The 13,840-nt window shown below is 60.4% G+C and carries 17 protein-coding genes; 5 read left to right on the top strand and 12 right to left on the bottom strand.

The annotated features are described in order from the left end of the window. Positions 1–12: 12 nt before the first annotated feature. Complete coding sequence (locus AC56KW_RS13010) at positions 13–975, bottom strand: c-type cytochrome (RefSeq protein ID WP_497171155.1); 963 nt, start codon at positions 973–975, stop codon at positions 13–15. Further along, positions 972–1,700 carry a c-type cytochrome gene (locus tag AC56KW_RS13005; RefSeq protein ID WP_497171154.1) on the bottom strand — a complete coding sequence of 243 codons (729 nt, stop codon included), beginning with the start codon at positions 1,698–1,700 and terminating at the stop codon, positions 972–974. The genes AC56KW_RS13010 and AC56KW_RS13005 overlap by 4 nt, the downstream gene beginning before the upstream one ends. A gap of 446 nt (positions 1,701–2,146) precedes the next feature. On the opposite strand from AC56KW_RS13005, the gene AC56KW_RS13000 reads away from it, so the two are divergent. The 5 genes from AC56KW_RS13000 (at position 2,147) to AC56KW_RS12980 (ending at position 5,782) form a co-directional block, all read left to right on the top strand. Next, positions 2,147–2,395, top strand: a complete 249-nt coding sequence (locus tag AC56KW_RS13000) for a hypothetical protein (protein ID WP_497171153.1) — start codon at positions 2,147–2,149, stop codon at positions 2,393–2,395. After that, entirely contained in the window at positions 2,392–3,891 is a 1,500-nt protein-coding gene (locus tag AC56KW_RS12995; protein ID WP_497171152.1) for a cbb3-type cytochrome c oxidase subunit I, read from the top strand. Before AC56KW_RS13000 ends, AC56KW_RS12995 begins: the two co-directional genes overlap by 4 nt. A 67-nt stretch (positions 3,892–3,958) precedes the next feature. After that, the gene (locus AC56KW_RS12990; protein WP_497171151.1) at positions 3,959–4,576 is read left to right on the top strand and encodes a cbb3-type cytochrome c oxidase subunit II; all 618 of its coding nucleotides are present in this window, start codon (positions 3,959–3,961) and stop codon (positions 4,574–4,576) included. Beyond that, positions 4,566–5,222 carry a c-type cytochrome gene (locus AC56KW_RS12985; RefSeq protein WP_497171150.1) on the top strand — a complete coding sequence of 219 codons (657 nt, stop codon included), beginning with the start codon at positions 4,566–4,568 and terminating at the stop codon, positions 5,220–5,222. The genes AC56KW_RS12990 and AC56KW_RS12985 overlap by 11 nt, the downstream gene beginning before the upstream one ends. Next, entirely contained in the window at positions 5,219–5,782 is a 564-nt protein-coding gene (locus tag AC56KW_RS12980) for a hypothetical protein (RefSeq protein ID WP_497171149.1), read from the top strand. Before AC56KW_RS12985 ends, AC56KW_RS12980 begins: the two co-directional genes overlap by 4 nt. Here the strand turns inward: AC56KW_RS12980 and AC56KW_RS12975 are convergent. The 10 genes from AC56KW_RS12975 to AC56KW_RS12930 form a co-directional block, all read right to left on the bottom strand. Next, entirely contained in the window at positions 5,760–6,662 is a 903-nt protein-coding gene (locus AC56KW_RS12975) for a CopD family protein (RefSeq protein ID WP_497171148.1), read from the bottom strand. The genes AC56KW_RS12980 and AC56KW_RS12975 overlap by 23 nt on opposite strands. Further along, positions 6,619–6,912: a copper resistance CopC family protein gene (locus AC56KW_RS12970; RefSeq protein ID WP_497171214.1), complete on the bottom strand. Its 294-nt coding sequence runs from the start codon at positions 6,910–6,912 to the stop codon at positions 6,619–6,621. The genes AC56KW_RS12975 and AC56KW_RS12970 overlap by 44 nt, the downstream gene beginning before the upstream one ends. A gap of 386 nt (positions 6,913–7,298) precedes the next feature. Beyond that, complete coding sequence (cydB, locus tag AC56KW_RS12965) at positions 7,299–8,300, bottom strand: cytochrome d ubiquinol oxidase subunit II (protein ID WP_497171147.1); 1,002 nt, start codon at positions 8,298–8,300, stop codon at positions 7,299–7,301. A gap of 7 nt (positions 8,301–8,307) precedes the next feature. Further along, complete coding sequence (locus AC56KW_RS12960) at positions 8,308–9,723, bottom strand: cytochrome ubiquinol oxidase subunit I (RefSeq protein WP_497171146.1); 1,416 nt, start codon at positions 9,721–9,723, stop codon at positions 8,308–8,310. A gap of 304 nt (positions 9,724–10,027) precedes the next feature. Then, positions 10,028–10,855: a cytochrome c oxidase assembly protein gene (locus tag AC56KW_RS12955; RefSeq protein ID WP_497171145.1), complete on the bottom strand. Its 828-nt coding sequence runs from the start codon at positions 10,853–10,855 to the stop codon at positions 10,028–10,030. Positions 10,856–10,860: 5 nt separating this feature from the next. Further along, the gene (locus AC56KW_RS12950; protein ID WP_497171144.1) at positions 10,861–11,331 is read right to left on the bottom strand and encodes a DUF2243 domain-containing protein; all 471 of its coding nucleotides are present in this window, start codon (positions 11,329–11,331) and stop codon (positions 10,861–10,863) included. A gap of 175 nt (positions 11,332–11,506) precedes the next feature. Continuing rightward, positions 11,507–11,743 carry a YgaP family membrane protein gene (locus AC56KW_RS12945; protein WP_497171143.1) on the bottom strand — a complete coding sequence of 79 codons (237 nt, stop codon included), beginning with the start codon at positions 11,741–11,743 and terminating at the stop codon, positions 11,507–11,509. Positions 11,744–11,813: 70 nt separating this feature from the next. Beyond that, the gene (locus tag AC56KW_RS12940; protein ID WP_497171142.1) at positions 11,814–12,563 is read right to left on the bottom strand and encodes an MBL fold metallo-hydrolase; all 750 of its coding nucleotides are present in this window, start codon (positions 12,561–12,563) and stop codon (positions 11,814–11,816) included. 34 nt (positions 12,564–12,597) lie between these two features. Next, entirely contained in the window at positions 12,598–13,047 is a 450-nt protein-coding gene (locus tag AC56KW_RS12935; RefSeq protein ID WP_497171141.1) for a hypothetical protein, read from the bottom strand. Positions 13,048–13,057: 10 nt separating this feature from the next. Further along, a complete protein-coding gene (locus AC56KW_RS12930; protein WP_497171140.1) occupies positions 13,058–13,474 on the bottom strand; it encodes a hypothetical protein in 417 nt (138 codons plus the stop codon). Positions 13,475–13,840 lie beyond the last annotated feature (366 nt).

Raw genomic sequence — 13,840 nt, 5'->3', positions numbered from 1 at the left:
CGACAGCCACGCTTACGGAGCGGTTTTCCCTGAAGCCACGGACTTGCTGCCAAGAACGTAACCGTTCACTTCGATCCCGTACAGCGAGCTAGGTTCATCGTGGTATTTCTTGCGTGTTTCCGCGACCGATCCCTTGAAGCGCGGATCCTGGGGCCGCTCGTGGCTGTTCATGAAGATCGCGACATCCCACGCTTCCTGGTCACTGAGTTTGCCGCCTTGCCCGAGCGGCATGTTGGCCTTGATGAAGCCGGCGGCGTTCTTGATGTCGTGCATGCCGGCGCCCCAGTTGAAGGACTTCGGCCCCCAGAGTGGGGGAAAGACCGTCTTGCCACCACTGACTTGTCCCTCACCATTGGGGCCATGGCATACTGCGCAGTTCTGCGCATAGACCTTTGCGCCGCGCGCGATGTCTGGCGGCATCGCCGGCTTCGGTAGTTTCAGATAGCCCCGTCCCTTCACGTTGGTGCGCACCGGCGCGCCAGTGGCCAGCCAGTATGCATAGGTTTCCAGTGCGATCAAGGTTGGGTCGCCGAGTGGGGGAGCCTTGCCGTTCATGCTGTAGCGGAAGCATCCCTGTATCCGCTCGGCCAGCGTGTTGACGTGGCCATTCTTGCTTCGATAGGCCGGATACGAGATATAGGCGCCCCACAAGGGACTCGAGTCAGCCTTGCGCCCGGCGTCGAGGTGGCAATTCACACAATTCAGGCTGTTGCCGACATACTGGCGGGCGTTCTGCTGCGTGTTTACGAATATCTGCTGCCCTTGCCTGACGACCTTGCCAAAATCGTCATTCGGAATGCTATCGGGGGGCGGCGGCGTGAATGGGACCGGCTTCTTCGGCACCATCGACTCGGCCGGAGCCGCCGGTGCCGGAGGCCCGTCCTTGCTGCCGGCAATTTGTTTCGCGGTTTGCGCCACCGCGCTTGCAGCCACGCACAGGATCGCGAGCTGCAACCCAAGCTTACGCTTCTTCATTTCATGCTCCTTACGCGGTCCGTTCCCTCCGCCTGGCCGGCCGAACCGAAGTGATTGGCAATGGCGATCACATCCGCATCCGACAAGCGCTTTGCTACCGCCCCCATGAGATTGCCGGGTCCGCCAGGGCGCTTGCCGGACTTGAATGCTCGCAACTGTGCCGCGATGTAGGCTGCGGACTGGCCTCTCAAGGGCGGGAACACGGCGCCAACCCCCTGCGCTCCGGGCCCATGGCACTGAATGCATGCGGGTATGTTCTGTTCCCAGCGCCCGCGCATGATCAGCGAGCCGCCGGCATCGCGCGCCATGCCCTGCCCGCCCCCGGGGGCGCCAGCCACGGGCGACCAGGGCATGGAGCCATAGAAGCGCGCCAGCGTCGTCTTTTCGGACGGGGTCAATCTTGCCGCGATTGGGCTCATGACGGCATTTGGTCGATAGTCGCGCGCGAAATTACTCAGCTGCTCTTCGATGTAACGCGGGTCCAGGCCGGCCAGTCGGGGAAAGCCCGCAGCAAGATTGCCTTCGCCGACACTTCCATGACAGGCCACGCAGCCAAGCGCCCCGTTGGATCCGCCCCGCGCGGCGATCACGGCCCCGGTTGCGCTGTCCGGCTGCGCGTAGGCAGGCTGCAATGCCGCGTGTGCCGCGACTGTCATTGACGCCATGAAAATCAGACGATTCGTCATCTGTGCCATAGACCTGGCTTTCTCTTGAATACGAAGCATGCATATGCCCGATTGCCGACCTGCACCCGGCAGCCGGCGCGCAATCCTTAGTCGGCACGTCGATCAAAGCGGTCGGTTGCGGCGACGGCGTTTCGCCCAGAGATGACACCGCAAGTCACAGCGAAGCGCCAGTCCGCCGGCACGTCTTCCGATGGTACCGGAATGTCTTTAGCAACCGCGCACGGGTAGGCGATATCGCGCCCCAAGCCCCAAATGGTAGCGCACCTGCCGGCAAGCGAATCCGACGGCCCAATCGTGCGCCTCTACGCTTCCCCAAGATGATACTTTATCTACACGCATCATCATGCCGTCGCGACTGTCTGCGCCTGCGTCCCGGGGACGAAACTTATCGGCTGGCGGCCGCCCAATGACGGAAGCATGTGAAGCGCCGCATCGAGTTTTGAAGCGGCACTTGGCCAGCTGGACATTCTAAAATTGGGGGAACCATGTTTGCGAACTCGCCAGCCGTCGTCCTCCTCGGCCTCGTCATCGGGCTGCCGGCACTGTTCCTGCTTCTCTGGGCTGCCGTGAACGGGCATTTCGATGCGCCCGACGCGACCGCCTATGTCATCTTCGAAGACGGAGAGCTGAACCAGTTGCGCCCGTGGGAAACGCCAACACAGGCGCGCGAACGAGTGACAGCATACGGACTGCCCGACCAGGAATCCCAGCCGGCCTGGAAGCAATGGCTATGAGCGCGGCCTCTTCCGAGCCGGGCGGACCCCACCCGGTGGACGCGGCAACCCGGCGCGACAGCAGCCAGCCCCATAGCGAGATGCGCATGTCAGTACGCAATGCCGCCCGCTTCGATGCGTCCAGCCGCGCGCCCGTGCTTCTGGGATTCGCGCTGGCCCTGTTCTGGCTGCTTGCCGGCTCCTTGCTGGGCGATATTGCAAGCTTCAAATTCGATTTCCCCGACTGGCTTTCCCAACCGGCAGCCATGACTTTCGGGCGGGTGCGCCCGGCCCACCTGAACGTGATGATCTATGGGTGGGCCTCGACCGCCATGTTTTCGGTGTCGCTCTGGATCATTCCGCGCCTGTCCTGCACCGTCCTGCACTGGCCGCGCCTGGCCGGCGCGGGCATCCTGGTCTGGACGCTGGGTGTCCTGATCGGGCTGATCGGCCTGCTTTCCGGCCGCAGTGACGGCCTGGAGTGGCTCGAATTCGACCGCACCACAGCCGACCCTTTCCTCATCGCCGGCGCTCTGCTGGTCGGAGCATCGATCTGGCGCACGTTGGCTGCGCGCCAGGTCAAGCACCTGTACGTGTCGGTCTGGTATGTGGCCGCTTCCTATCCCTGGTTCCTCATCATCTTTGTTGCCGGAAACCTGCCGCACTACACCGGGATCGATTCGGCCGCGATCAACTGGTTCTACGCCCACAACGCACTCGGCCTGTGGCTCACCACGGTCAACCTAGGCCTGATCTATTACCTGCTACCGAAAATCATTGGGCGCCCGATCTACTCCTACTGGCTGTCGCTGGTGGGCTTCTGGGGGCTGGCGCTGTTCTACTCGCTCAACGGCATGCATCACCTCATCGGCGGCCCGATGCCTTCCTGGATGATCGCCACCTCGATCGTTGCCAGCATCCTGATGGTGATTCCGGTCGTCGCCGTCGGGATCAACCAGCACATGACGATCGTCGGCCGCTTCGGCGCCATGCGCTACTCCCCGACCCTGACCTTCCTCGTGCTGGCCGCCATGTCGTACACGGCGGTATCCCTGCAGGGCATCATGACGGCGCTGGTCAGCGTCAACCGGGTGACGCACTTCACGCACTGGACCATCGCCCACTCGCACCTCGGCGTGTACATGTTCGTCACCATGAGCCTGTTCGGCGGCATGTACTACATCCTGCCCCGCTTGACCGGGCGCGAATGGCCGAGTGCCATGCTGATTCGCGCTCACCTGCTGCTGGTCGTTGGCGGAATGGTGCTGTACGTGGTCGCGCTCGGCGCCGGTGGCGTGCTGCAGGGCTTGGCCCTGCTCGACCCGTCGGTACCGTTCCAGGCATCGGTGCTGGCGGCCAAGCCATGGCTGGCCGCGCGCAGCGTGGCCGCCGTCATCCTCACAGCCGGTCACCTGGTCTTTGCGGTCCATGCATTCATGCTCGTGCGCAAAAAGCGCGGCGCCGAGATCGATCAGCCGGCCTTTTTCTTCATTCGTCCGGTGCTGGTGAAAAAGTGAACGTCACTCAGGCAAGCGATGTCGCCCCATGCCGGGCCTTCCATAAGACTAACGGGGGACGCGCCAGATGACCCGTATTTCAGTACTGCTGCTGGGCGCACTGGCGGCTGTGATCTTTGCCCTGATCATCTTGATCATCCTGCCGACCACCCTGATGGCCGAGGTGCCGCGCCCCGCCGGGCTGCGGCCCTACACTTCCCAGGAGCTGCGCGGGCGCGAAGTTTACATTGCGAACGGCTGCGTGTACTGCCATAGCCAGCAGTTGCGCGACCGCCACTTCACGGTCGATGTTGCGCGCGGCTGGGGCACCCGCTCCTCGGTGCCGGCAGACTATGTGTACGACAGCCCCCATTTGATGGGAACGATGCGGACCGGTCCCGACCTGTTCAATGTCGGAATCCGCCTGCCTGATCCGCAGTGGCAGCTGCTTCACCTGTACCAGCCGCGCGCCGTGGTGCCCTGGTCGATCATGCCCTCCCATCCTTTCCTGTTTCAACACAAGGAGTCGGCAGTGCCGGGCGATCAGGTGCTGGCCCTGCCGCCCCAGTTCGCGCCGGCCTCAGGCGTCATCGTCGCCACCCCCGACGCCAAGGCGCTGGTCGCTTATCTGCTCGCACTGAAGCACGATTATCCGGCGCCTGCCCACGACGCATCCGGTAGTCGGGAGGATGGCGATGACCAATGAGGACAAGCCGCGCGAGGCGCCGGCGATCGAAGGGGAAGCGTCCACCCTGGACATCCACGAGGCTATCATGCGCGAGTCAGCCGACCCGGACGAGGGTGTCGATCCTGGTCCGCGCTGGTTCTATGCCTTGCTCGTGTTTGCCTTGATCACCGGCGGCGTGTATTTCAGCCGGCACTACGGCAGCCTGGGTCCGGCGCCGCATCTCGGCTTTACCGAAGCGTTCGATACGATGCGCAAGGATCCCCGCTCAGCACAGCAGACAATATCTGGCGCGGCGATCTACGCTGAACGATGCGCGAACTGCCACCAGGCGTCCGGCTCCGGGATTCCCGGAGCCTTCCCTCCCCTGGCCAATTCTTCCTATGTGCTGGGCGACCCCACCGTCCCTACCTGGATGGTATTGCATGGCCTGCGCGGTCCCCTGACGGTGGAGGGCCAGGATTACGACGGCATCATGCCCGGCTGGGCGGACAAACTGAGCGATGGAGAAATTGCTGCGGTGATCAACTTCATCCGCAACGAGCTCGGCAAGAACAAGGCGCCCCCGGTGAACGCGGCATTCGTCGCTGGGGTGCGCCGGCAGACGCTCGCCTCCGCGCCCCCCTCAGGCGCACAGCCGCACCCGAGTACAGGAGCGCCGCAATGAAACCAGCACCGCCCAGCCGTGCTGCCGAAGAACAGGCATCGTTCACCGTATCGGCATTCTTCTGCGACGAGCGGCAAGCGCACGATGCCATGTGGGCCTGCCTCCGCCTCGGAGTTCCGCGCGACCTGATGGACGTGGCGGTCTCGGAAGACGCAGCAAAACAATTTTTCTCCGGCCAGGCCCAGCCCTACCGCGACGGATGGTTTTCCTGGGCCGGGCGCGGCGCGCTGGCCGGCCTGTTGCTGTCCGCCGCGTTCACGCTGGGACTCATCCTGTTCCCCGGCCTGAACACCTCGGGGTGGATGGCCATCGTGCAGTTCCTGGGGCCGGATATCGGCGTCATCGTCGGCGCCGCGCTCGGCGGGCTGTATGGGCACCTGCGCAAGACAGACGTGAAGCCCCAGATGAGGCGAGCGCTCGAACGCGCGGACGCGATGCTGATGCTGGTCCACCTGCAACCGCAAAGGGAAGCGGAACTGATCGGCCGCACCCTCGAGGCGCACCATGGCGAAAGCGTCCGCATCGACCAGGACTCGGCTAAGTCGGTGGGAGCTGAGTAAGCAGCGATGTCGCAAAAACGACCAGTGCCGCAAAGAATACCTCGGAACTGAGTCCATTGTCGTAGCGCCGTTCCCACGACCGGTCGCCACTGTCGCGCAGCTGCCGCCGCAGCCCGGCCGCCGCCACGACAACACCGAGCACCGCGCCAAGCTTCAAGCCCAGCATCAGGAGGTAGGCGCCGCCGAGATAGGCGCCCTGCTCCTCGTATTGCACATACAAGCGCACCAGCCCGGTCAACAGGATGGCGCCGAACATGGGCAGGGCGATACGGGAAAAGCGCAACAGGGCGTCCCGCTCCGGCGCCCATGTCTTCCCCAGCCGGCCCGCCACCAGCAGCGCGAGTGCACCAAGCCACATCAGCGCAAAAGTCAGGTGCAGCAGGTCGATCCACAGCGCGGGCCCCGACCAGCCATATTCGCCAGCGTGGCCTGCGAGCGCCAGCGCAAGGCCCATCCCGAGAACCGCCGCCCATGCGACCGGGCGGTAATTCCCGAAGACCGTCCCCAGCACGAGGCATGCGGCGTAACCCAGCCACGCATTGCCGAAGGTGGTGCCGAGGAGCACTGTGTGGAGCTCGGCCAGCGTCGCGATTCCCAGGTCCTGTCCCTGTGGTCGGAACGGCGCCGCCAGCTCGACCGCGGTCGCGTTGAGCGCGATCAGCATCCCCACGAGCCCGCAAGCGGCTGCCGACACGCGCAAGCCCACCAATGATTTCAGGTCGACATCCCGGACCAGGTCCGGCCACACCCGGATGCCAAAACACAGGGCGAGGCCGAAGTAAGCCAGCGCCCGACCCAGCCCCCCATCCAGCATATGGGGATGGGTGCCGAGCGCCTCAGCGAACTGTAAAGTCCAGTTTCCCATCTTGGGAGTGCCCATCGCGAGACAGTACCCGCCATCGTACCCTGTAGGGTCCGGGATCGAGCGCAGGTAACGCGGCACGCAGGCGCGAGCCATCCTGTTCGGTCACCAGGGCTTGCCACTGCCCCCCGCGGCGCAGCTCGATCCGGTTGAAACGCGGTTCGGGCGGAGCGGAGAACACGAGTACGATCGCTGCTGGCGGTAGATCGACAAGCGCCCCCGGCTGTGGAACACTGCCCAGCAGGCGAGTGTGGCCCCAGGCGGGCATCAGCACCGTACAGGAAAGCAGGAACAGAAAACGCTGTTTTGTCAGTCTTGCCAGCGATGGACGCCACATGATGTGCCGTGCTGACAAAACAGCCTGCCCTGCGGGGGGAGCTGAGGATTCTTCCATTCCCAGTGGCTTTCCAATGATTCCGATCGACCGGCTCAGCATACCCTGCTCAGCTGACGAATGGCGCACCCGAAGAAGCCTGGCAGAAGTCCGTCAGGCTCATGCGCACTATGCACTCTTCAGCACAAAACGGATCAGCAAGGCGAGAACCGCGAGTACACCGACGCTCGCGGCCCATATCCCCACCATCCAGAGCAAACGGACGGCAAGTGGCGCCGGCCTTACTTCCTGATCCTTTCGCCCGCTCCTCGGCCATTTCATCAGTGGTATCCCTGGCTGTCGACTTTTCCGCGGAAAACCCAATATGCCCACGCCGTGTAGGCAAGGATCATCGGCATGATGATGACTGTGCCGACCAGCATGAAAGCCTGGCTGTTCGGGTCGGTCGCTGCATCCCAGATCGTCAGGGCGCCGGGTACGATATAAGGAAATATGCTGATTCCAAGGCCTAGGAAGCAAAGAAAGAAGACAAACAGGGCCAGCAGGAAAGGCGCCAGTTCCCGGCCGGACTTCATACTGCGATAGAAGGCATAGCTGGCAAGCGCGACCAGCAAGGGCACCTGTGCGACCAGCAGGACGTTCGGATAGGCGAACCAGCGTTCGAAATACGCACCTTGCAGGAATGGCGTTGCGGCACTCACGAGCACGACGGCTGCCAGGGTGCCGGCGCCTGTTTTCCAGGAAAGACGGGTGGCGCGCTGCTTCAGGCTTCCTTCCGTCTTGAAGATCAGCCACGTCGAACCGAGCAAGGCATAGGCCACGACAACGCTTATCCCCGTCAGTATCGAAAAGGGCGTAAGCCAGTCCCACCAGCCGCCGCCGTATGCGCGTCCGCTGAGTTTCATCCCCTGCAGCAGCGCGCCCAGGATGATTCCCTGCGAAAAGGCCGCAACAAATGATCCTCCTGTGAATGCAAGATCCCATGCCGGACGGTGGGCGGGATCTCGCCATCTTGCTTCAAATGCCACGCCCCGGAACACCAGCGCAAGTAGCATGGCAATGATGGGGGCATACAAGCCCGAAAGAATCACCCCGTAGGCCAAAGGGAAGGCGGCAAGCAGCCCGCCCCCGCCAAGCACGAGCCAGGTTTCATTTCCGTCCCACACAGGCGCAATACTGTTCATTGCCGTGTCGCGATCGACGCCAACTCGAAAGCACGGAAAAAGAATGCCGATGCCCAGGTCGAACCCGTCCATCACCACGTACACGAAGACCGAAAAAGCAATGATGAATGCCCACACGATTGTCATATCAAGATACATGGAACACTCAGCTCGGGATGTGGGTGGAAGTATGCGCAATGGCTGGCGCCGGCGTGATGCCGGCCGTTCGAACCGGCAAGTCCGGCAGCTCCGGCTCATGGGAGACAGGCGGCTTGGACAAGAGCTTGAATATGTAGAGCACGCCAGCCCCAAACACCAGAAAATAAATGACCACAAAGGCGGCCAGCGAGGCCGCTACGGCGGGAGCCGCAAGCGGCGACGCCGACTCGGCAGTGCGCATCAGGCCATATACCGTCCAGGGCTGGCGCCCAACCTCGGTTGTCACCCAGCCTGCCAGTACTGCAATCAGACCGGACGGCCCCATCGCTACGGCAAATCTCAGTAGCGGACGTGATACGTACAATCTGCCCCGATAGCGGGCATATAAACTCAATAGCCCGAGACCGGCCATTAAAAAGCCAAGCCCCACCATGATGCGGAATGACCAGAACACGATGCCGACAGGTGGGCGGTTCTCGAGGGGAACCGTATCGAGGCCCGCCAACGGCGCATTCAGATCGTGTTTCAGGATCAAGGACGAGGCCTTGGGAATTTGGATGGCGTAATCGACCCGGTTCAACGCTGAATTTGGAATGCCAAAAAGGATCAAAGGCGCGCCGTCCTTGTGACTCTGGAAATGACCTTCCATCGCCATCACCTTGACAGGCTGATGCTCGAGCGTATTCAAGCCATGCATGTCGCCAATGAAAATTTGCAGCGGCGCAACAATCGCCGCCATCCACATCGCCATCGAAAACATGATCCGGGCCCGTGGGTTGCCGCTGTTTTTCAATAGATGAAATGCGCCGATACTGCCGACAATGAACGCCGTGGTCAGGTAAGCGGCGGATACCGTATGGACGAGCCGGTATGGAAAACTGGGATTGAAAATGATATCCAACCAGCTCCCGTCGGGAATGAACTGGCCGGCGGCGTTGATTGCGAACCCGGCCGGGGTCTGCATCCAGCTGTTGACCGACAGGATCCAGAAAGCTGAGAAGAAGGTACCCAAGGCAACCATGAGAGTGGCAAGGAAGTGCAGCTTCTTGCCGACACGATGCATACCGAACAACATCACCCCAAGGAAACCCGCTTCGAGAAAGAAAGCAGTCAACACTTCATAGGCCATCAATGGGCCGATCACCGGGCCCGCTCGATCGGAGAAAACAGCCCAGTTGGTGCCGAACTGGTAAGACATCACGATGCCGGACACGACTCCCATGGCAAAGACGAGTGCGAAGATCTTGACCCAGTACTTAAACAGGTCCATGTACTCCGATCTGCCCGTTTTTAGCCATAGTCCTTCGAGCACGGCCAGGTAGCTCGCAAGTCCAATCGTTATTGCCGGAAAAAGGAAATGGAAACTGACTGTGAACGCAAATTGCACACGTGCCAGCAACAAAGCAGTTGGAAGCTCAAACATGGTGATCTTTCATCAATTTGGCGCGCCTTCTCTCGCCGCCCGACAAGCCTCAGTAGCTGAAGACGACACTCCGCTGTGCTTTGGCACACTGCAATGATATCGGCTCGAGTGACATCGAAAAACTAAGCACAACGGCATTCGCAGCGGCGGAAAAAGGCAAGTGCCGAGCTCATTGCTCAGCTGTCAACAAAGATTACGCAATTAACACCCCATCCGCAAGCGGACAAATTGTCCCAGGGTGGAGCCGAATGAACGATAAGGTGGGCATAGCGCTACTGCACGGGAAATATACCCGCGCTACAAATTAAGCGTTTTTTGCCAGGGGCGATGCCAAGCGGCCGCGCTCCTTGCGAAACCAAATCGCAAAGAATGCGATCGCAAGCAGGATTTCGGCAAGATCGCCCCCGTAGTACATCAGTTTTGCCGACGCTTCTATTTCTGCTATGTCGCGCCCAGTTCCTCGCGGAAAGCCATACGCGTACAATGACTTTGACAGCGTTGCGTGAACAGCAGTGCCAATGAAAAGCACCCCGAGGCGCAGAACAAGGCTAGGTCGATGGGGCGCAGGGTCGGGTCCGGCGATAGACCAGGTATAGAGGTAACCAGACAATACGAAATGGAGGTGAACCAAAAAGTGGATCGTCGGATTGGTCGTGCTTATCACATAAAGAGGGCTCAGGTAGAGTAGGCACATGCCTCCCATGTCCAACACTAGCGCGGTGACAGGATGAATGAGAAACCGTACCGGCCTCGTATCGAGCAGGGCGACCAATCGCCTGGCTACCTCCGTGCGTATCGATCGCAGCAGAAGGGTCCCGGGGGCGCCGAGCACGAGCGCCAGTGGTGCGAACATGCCCAACAGCAAATGCTGGACCATGTGCCCGCGGAGGTCTGAATGGGCATAAGAAATAACGGGGGGCGACAGCGCAATTCCAAGGAGAATAATCCCGACTGAAAAGCTGATTGTGCGCCACATGGTCCATGTGGAGGCCGACGTTCTTGTTTTGATAACAGCTGCGAAATAAAGTAGTAACAGAGCCCCCAGTAAGAAAATTACCCCATAAGATTCCGGGCCGCTTGCATGATCGTGGACGCGCAACGTCGCGTGCTCGACCGTACGGTATGCGTGCATTTACTTCACCGAGCAGCGGCAGACGAACGTACGCACATTGCCATCACAAGGCCGACTAGCAGCAGTACCACCCCAGCAGCATTCCATACAACGTCATAGGTCAACAAGTTATCGACGCCATATCGAATCTGATGCAACCGAAGAACTTTGTGATCAATCAATCCATCGAAAAGCTGAAATGTGCCCAAGCCCAAGAACAACCCTGCCCACCCTGCACGCGAAGAAAAAACATGCTGGGACCGCAAGTTCGATAACATGAAAGAACCCGAGACCAAGAAAATCAATTCAGTGGAATGAAGCAAACCATCGGAGACCAAGCCAATTGCAGGTGTTGCCCGATCATAAAAATGATGCCAGCTGAGGATCTGGTGAAATATGATCTCATCCACCGCCGCCATCAAGCCTATACCGATCAAGGTTGTGGCGACCATGGATTTCTTAATATTTTGATAGGCTGCAAGCGGGTTATTTTCCATAGCAAGATCTCGTTTGGAGCGAAACAGATACATAAAATAACCGTGGGAACTCCGTAGCTATCGAGGGCGACGCACCATTACCAAGCCCGGACGGCATAATACAGTTGCTCGCTTATTGGAGTTTCCAGCTCAAGCGTGACTTTGTCCCATGTCAGTCGGCAAGCGGTGCGGCGTACTATTCCGCCCGCTCGTCGCCGCCGCTGCGCATAGGCTTCATTGCGCCTAGCGACAGATTGCAAGAGTCAACTCCAAGTATTGCGTACGTGGGGCAAAAGCGAATCAAGCCCGACAGCACCGGCACGGCTCCGAGCCACCCCCACCGGCCGACGAGGCCCGTAGCGGCAAGTCCCACGGCGGTGGCGCCGACGACAACACGCAGACGTGCGTCGAATCTTCCGACATTGGCTTTCATGTTTTACCTTTCTTTACGACAATAAAATGGTGGTGTAAACTTCAGTTCGGGCCTCCGGCAGCACTTCATCTCACCCTTGGGGGCTCTCCGTCATTTCCCGACAATATTCTCCTAAGTGCTCGGGCAAATCGTCCGGACATACCCCGCAGTGCCGGTTCCCAGGGACGGCATGGTCGATAAACTTCGGATACGGTAGGTTTAGCCCTCCCATAATCTCCCTGAAGCGCGCCAGGTCGGTGCCCTGCTTCAGCCGTGGATTGCGCTTGCGCTCCTGCTCGATGGTCGACACCCTGCGGTCCTGGTAGTCGTGCGCCGGGTACACCAGCGTATCGGGCGGCAAGGCGAACAGTTTGTTGGCCACGCTGTCGTATAGGGCATCGGCGCTGCCGTTCTGGAAATCGGTTCGGCCACAGCCGTCGATCAACAGCGCGTCGCCGGTAAACACGCGGTCGCCCAACAGGTAGGCGAAGTGGCCATCGGTATGACCTGGCGTATGCAACGGTTGCAGCAGCACGCTCCCGACCTGGAACGGTACCCCTTCCTCGATGCCGACATCGGTGCAAGGAAGGCGGTCATACGCAGGGGCGGCGATGCTGCTGCCGGCACGCCGCTTCAGTTCGAGTGCAGCGGTGATGTGGTCGGCGTGGATGTGCGTATCGACCGTATACGCAAGCTTCATCCCCAATTTCGCGATCTCGGCGAGGTCGCGCTCCATGCTCACGATGACCGGATCGATCAGTATTGCCTGACCGGTCTCTTCGCAGCCGAGAAGATAAGTGTAGGTGCTCGACAGCGGCTCGAACAACTGACGAAAAATCATCGTTTCTCCTTTTTGCTAACAGCTACGGCAAGAGCTAGGCGCGAACCGCGTGGACGATCGCGTCCGGATCCTGCGAGCGCTCGACCTCATCGAAGTCGCCACGCAGCGACTTCAGTGCAAAGCGCTCCTCGGCGATTTCCCTCGCCGTGCGCACACCCAGGCGGCGCAGTAAGGGAAGCGGCGGACACCAGCCTTGCAGCGCGTGCTGCACCATGAAGGCAGGAACACCGGCTGCCAGTACCAGCCAGCGCTTGTCGCTCTTGAGTGCGAGCGCGAGACCGATGAGCGAGAGGGTAGCAAAATTGGTCTGAAGGGTACGCTCGACATCCCACTCGTGCTCGAGTTCCTTAAGGCGACGGGTGATCAGGGCCTTCCTGTCGTTGCCTTCGTATTCGGCGATCCGTTCCTCCGTTGCGTGCCGAATGTGCTCATTCAGATGCGCGGAGGTGTGGCCAGATACTTGCGTCGCGGTGGCTGCGAACATGATGGGCTCCTTAATGAACTGTGGTTGCCAGCGTGGATTTTTCGCCTAGCAATGCCTTCAATGCCATGCGTTCCTGTTCGATCTCCTCGGCGGTACGCAGTCCTGCGGCACGAAAGACGGGCAATAGCGGGTACCAGCCCTGCAGGTTGTGCAGAATGACCATGCTCGCCGCCATCGCAGACACCGCGAACCATTTACGATTGCTCAGGCTGCCCAGTGCTAGGCCGAGCAGAATCATGCTCGGCGCCTCGACCTCGATCGCCCTCTCGACATTCCATTCACGGTCGAGTTCGTTCAAGCGCTGCTCTATCGCCTGCTTGTCCGCCCCCTTGAGTCGCGCGATATTTTCTCGTAACTGCTGGTCGAACCGCTGCATGGCCACCGCTGACGTATTACGTTCGGCTTTTTCAGTTGTTGCAGGAAACATCGGAGCCTCCATTTCATGGTTGAAGTCTGAACAGCTCTGTCGCCAGTCCGGGATAGGTCTGATTGCGAATACTAACAGGGCCGAATGAGGCCTTTACAACCAATCTTAGACCAGTTTATGGGAATGGCATGTACCGTTCCCCGTTGCAAAATCAGTCGTTTTCCTGGTCAAGTCGTGGACGCCGACGCGGGTTTCATTTGCCTATGATCGCTGATGACTAATGTACGCTGCGTATCTTGTAAGCAAACCCATAGGCCTTTTGGGATTTTCCTTTTCTCGGGGCACTCCCTGCTGCGGGGCTGGTGTCCAGAGAGGCGTCGTGTTGAGCAGACGCGCGTACTCCAGCGATCTGCATCGACCGGCGTC

It is taken from the genome of Telluria sp. RT2P19, from assembly GCF_059685725.1.
The sequence above is the reverse complement of the archived record's forward strand: the minus strand, read 5'-3'. Positions and strand labels throughout refer to the sequence as shown.

Coding starts and splice junctions, on each gene's coding strand:
- AC56KW_RS12995 (WP_497171152.1), top strand. CDS start 2,392: ATGAGCGCGGCCTCTTCCGAGCCGGGCGGACCCCACCCGGTGGACGCG.
- cydB (WP_497171147.1), bottom strand. CDS start 8,300: ATGTATCTTGATATGACAATCGTGTGGGCATTCATCATTGCTTTTTCG.
- AC56KW_RS12940 (WP_497171142.1), bottom strand. CDS start 12,563: ATGATTTTTCGTCAGTTGTTCGAGCCGCTGTCGAGCACCTACACTTAT.
- AC56KW_RS13005 (WP_497171154.1), bottom strand. CDS start 1,700: ATGCTTCGTATTCAAGAGAAAGCCAGGTCTATGGCACAGATGACGAAT.
- AC56KW_RS12980 (WP_497171149.1), top strand. CDS start 5,219: ATGAAACCAGCACCGCCCAGCCGTGCTGCCGAAGAACAGGCATCGTTC.
- AC56KW_RS13010 (WP_497171155.1), bottom strand. CDS start 975: ATGAAGAAGCGTAAGCTTGGGTTGCAGCTCGCGATCCTGTGCGTGGCT.
- AC56KW_RS12935 (WP_497171141.1), bottom strand. CDS start 13,047: ATGTTCGCAGCCACCGCGACGCAAGTATCTGGCCACACCTCCGCGCAT.
- AC56KW_RS13000 (WP_497171153.1), top strand. CDS start 2,147: ATGTTTGCGAACTCGCCAGCCGTCGTCCTCCTCGGCCTCGTCATCGGG.
- AC56KW_RS12950 (WP_497171144.1), bottom strand. CDS start 11,331: ATGGAAAATAACCCGCTTGCAGCCTATCAAAATATTAAGAAATCCATG.
- AC56KW_RS12985 (WP_497171150.1), top strand. CDS start 4,566: ATGACCAATGAGGACAAGCCGCGCGAGGCGCCGGCGATCGAAGGGGAA.
- AC56KW_RS12945 (WP_497171143.1), bottom strand. CDS start 11,743: ATGAAAGCCAATGTCGGAAGATTCGACGCACGTCTGCGTGTTGTCGTC.
- AC56KW_RS12960 (WP_497171146.1), bottom strand. CDS start 9,723: ATGTTTGAGCTTCCAACTGCTTTGTTGCTGGCACGTGTGCAATTTGCG.
- AC56KW_RS12975 (WP_497171148.1), bottom strand. CDS start 6,662: ATGGGCACTCCCAAGATGGGAAACTGGACTTTACAGTTCGCTGAGGCG.
- AC56KW_RS12955 (WP_497171145.1), bottom strand. CDS start 10,855: ATGCACGCATACCGTACGGTCGAGCACGCGACGTTGCGCGTCCACGAT.
- AC56KW_RS12970 (WP_497171214.1), bottom strand. CDS start 6,912: ATGCCCGCCTGGGGCCACACTCGCCTGCTGGGCAGTGTTCCACAGCCG.
- AC56KW_RS12930 (WP_497171140.1), bottom strand. CDS start 13,474: ATGTTTCCTGCAACAACTGAAAAAGCCGAACGTAATACGTCAGCGGTG.
- AC56KW_RS12990 (WP_497171151.1), top strand. CDS start 3,959: ATGACCCGTATTTCAGTACTGCTGCTGGGCGCACTGGCGGCTGTGATC.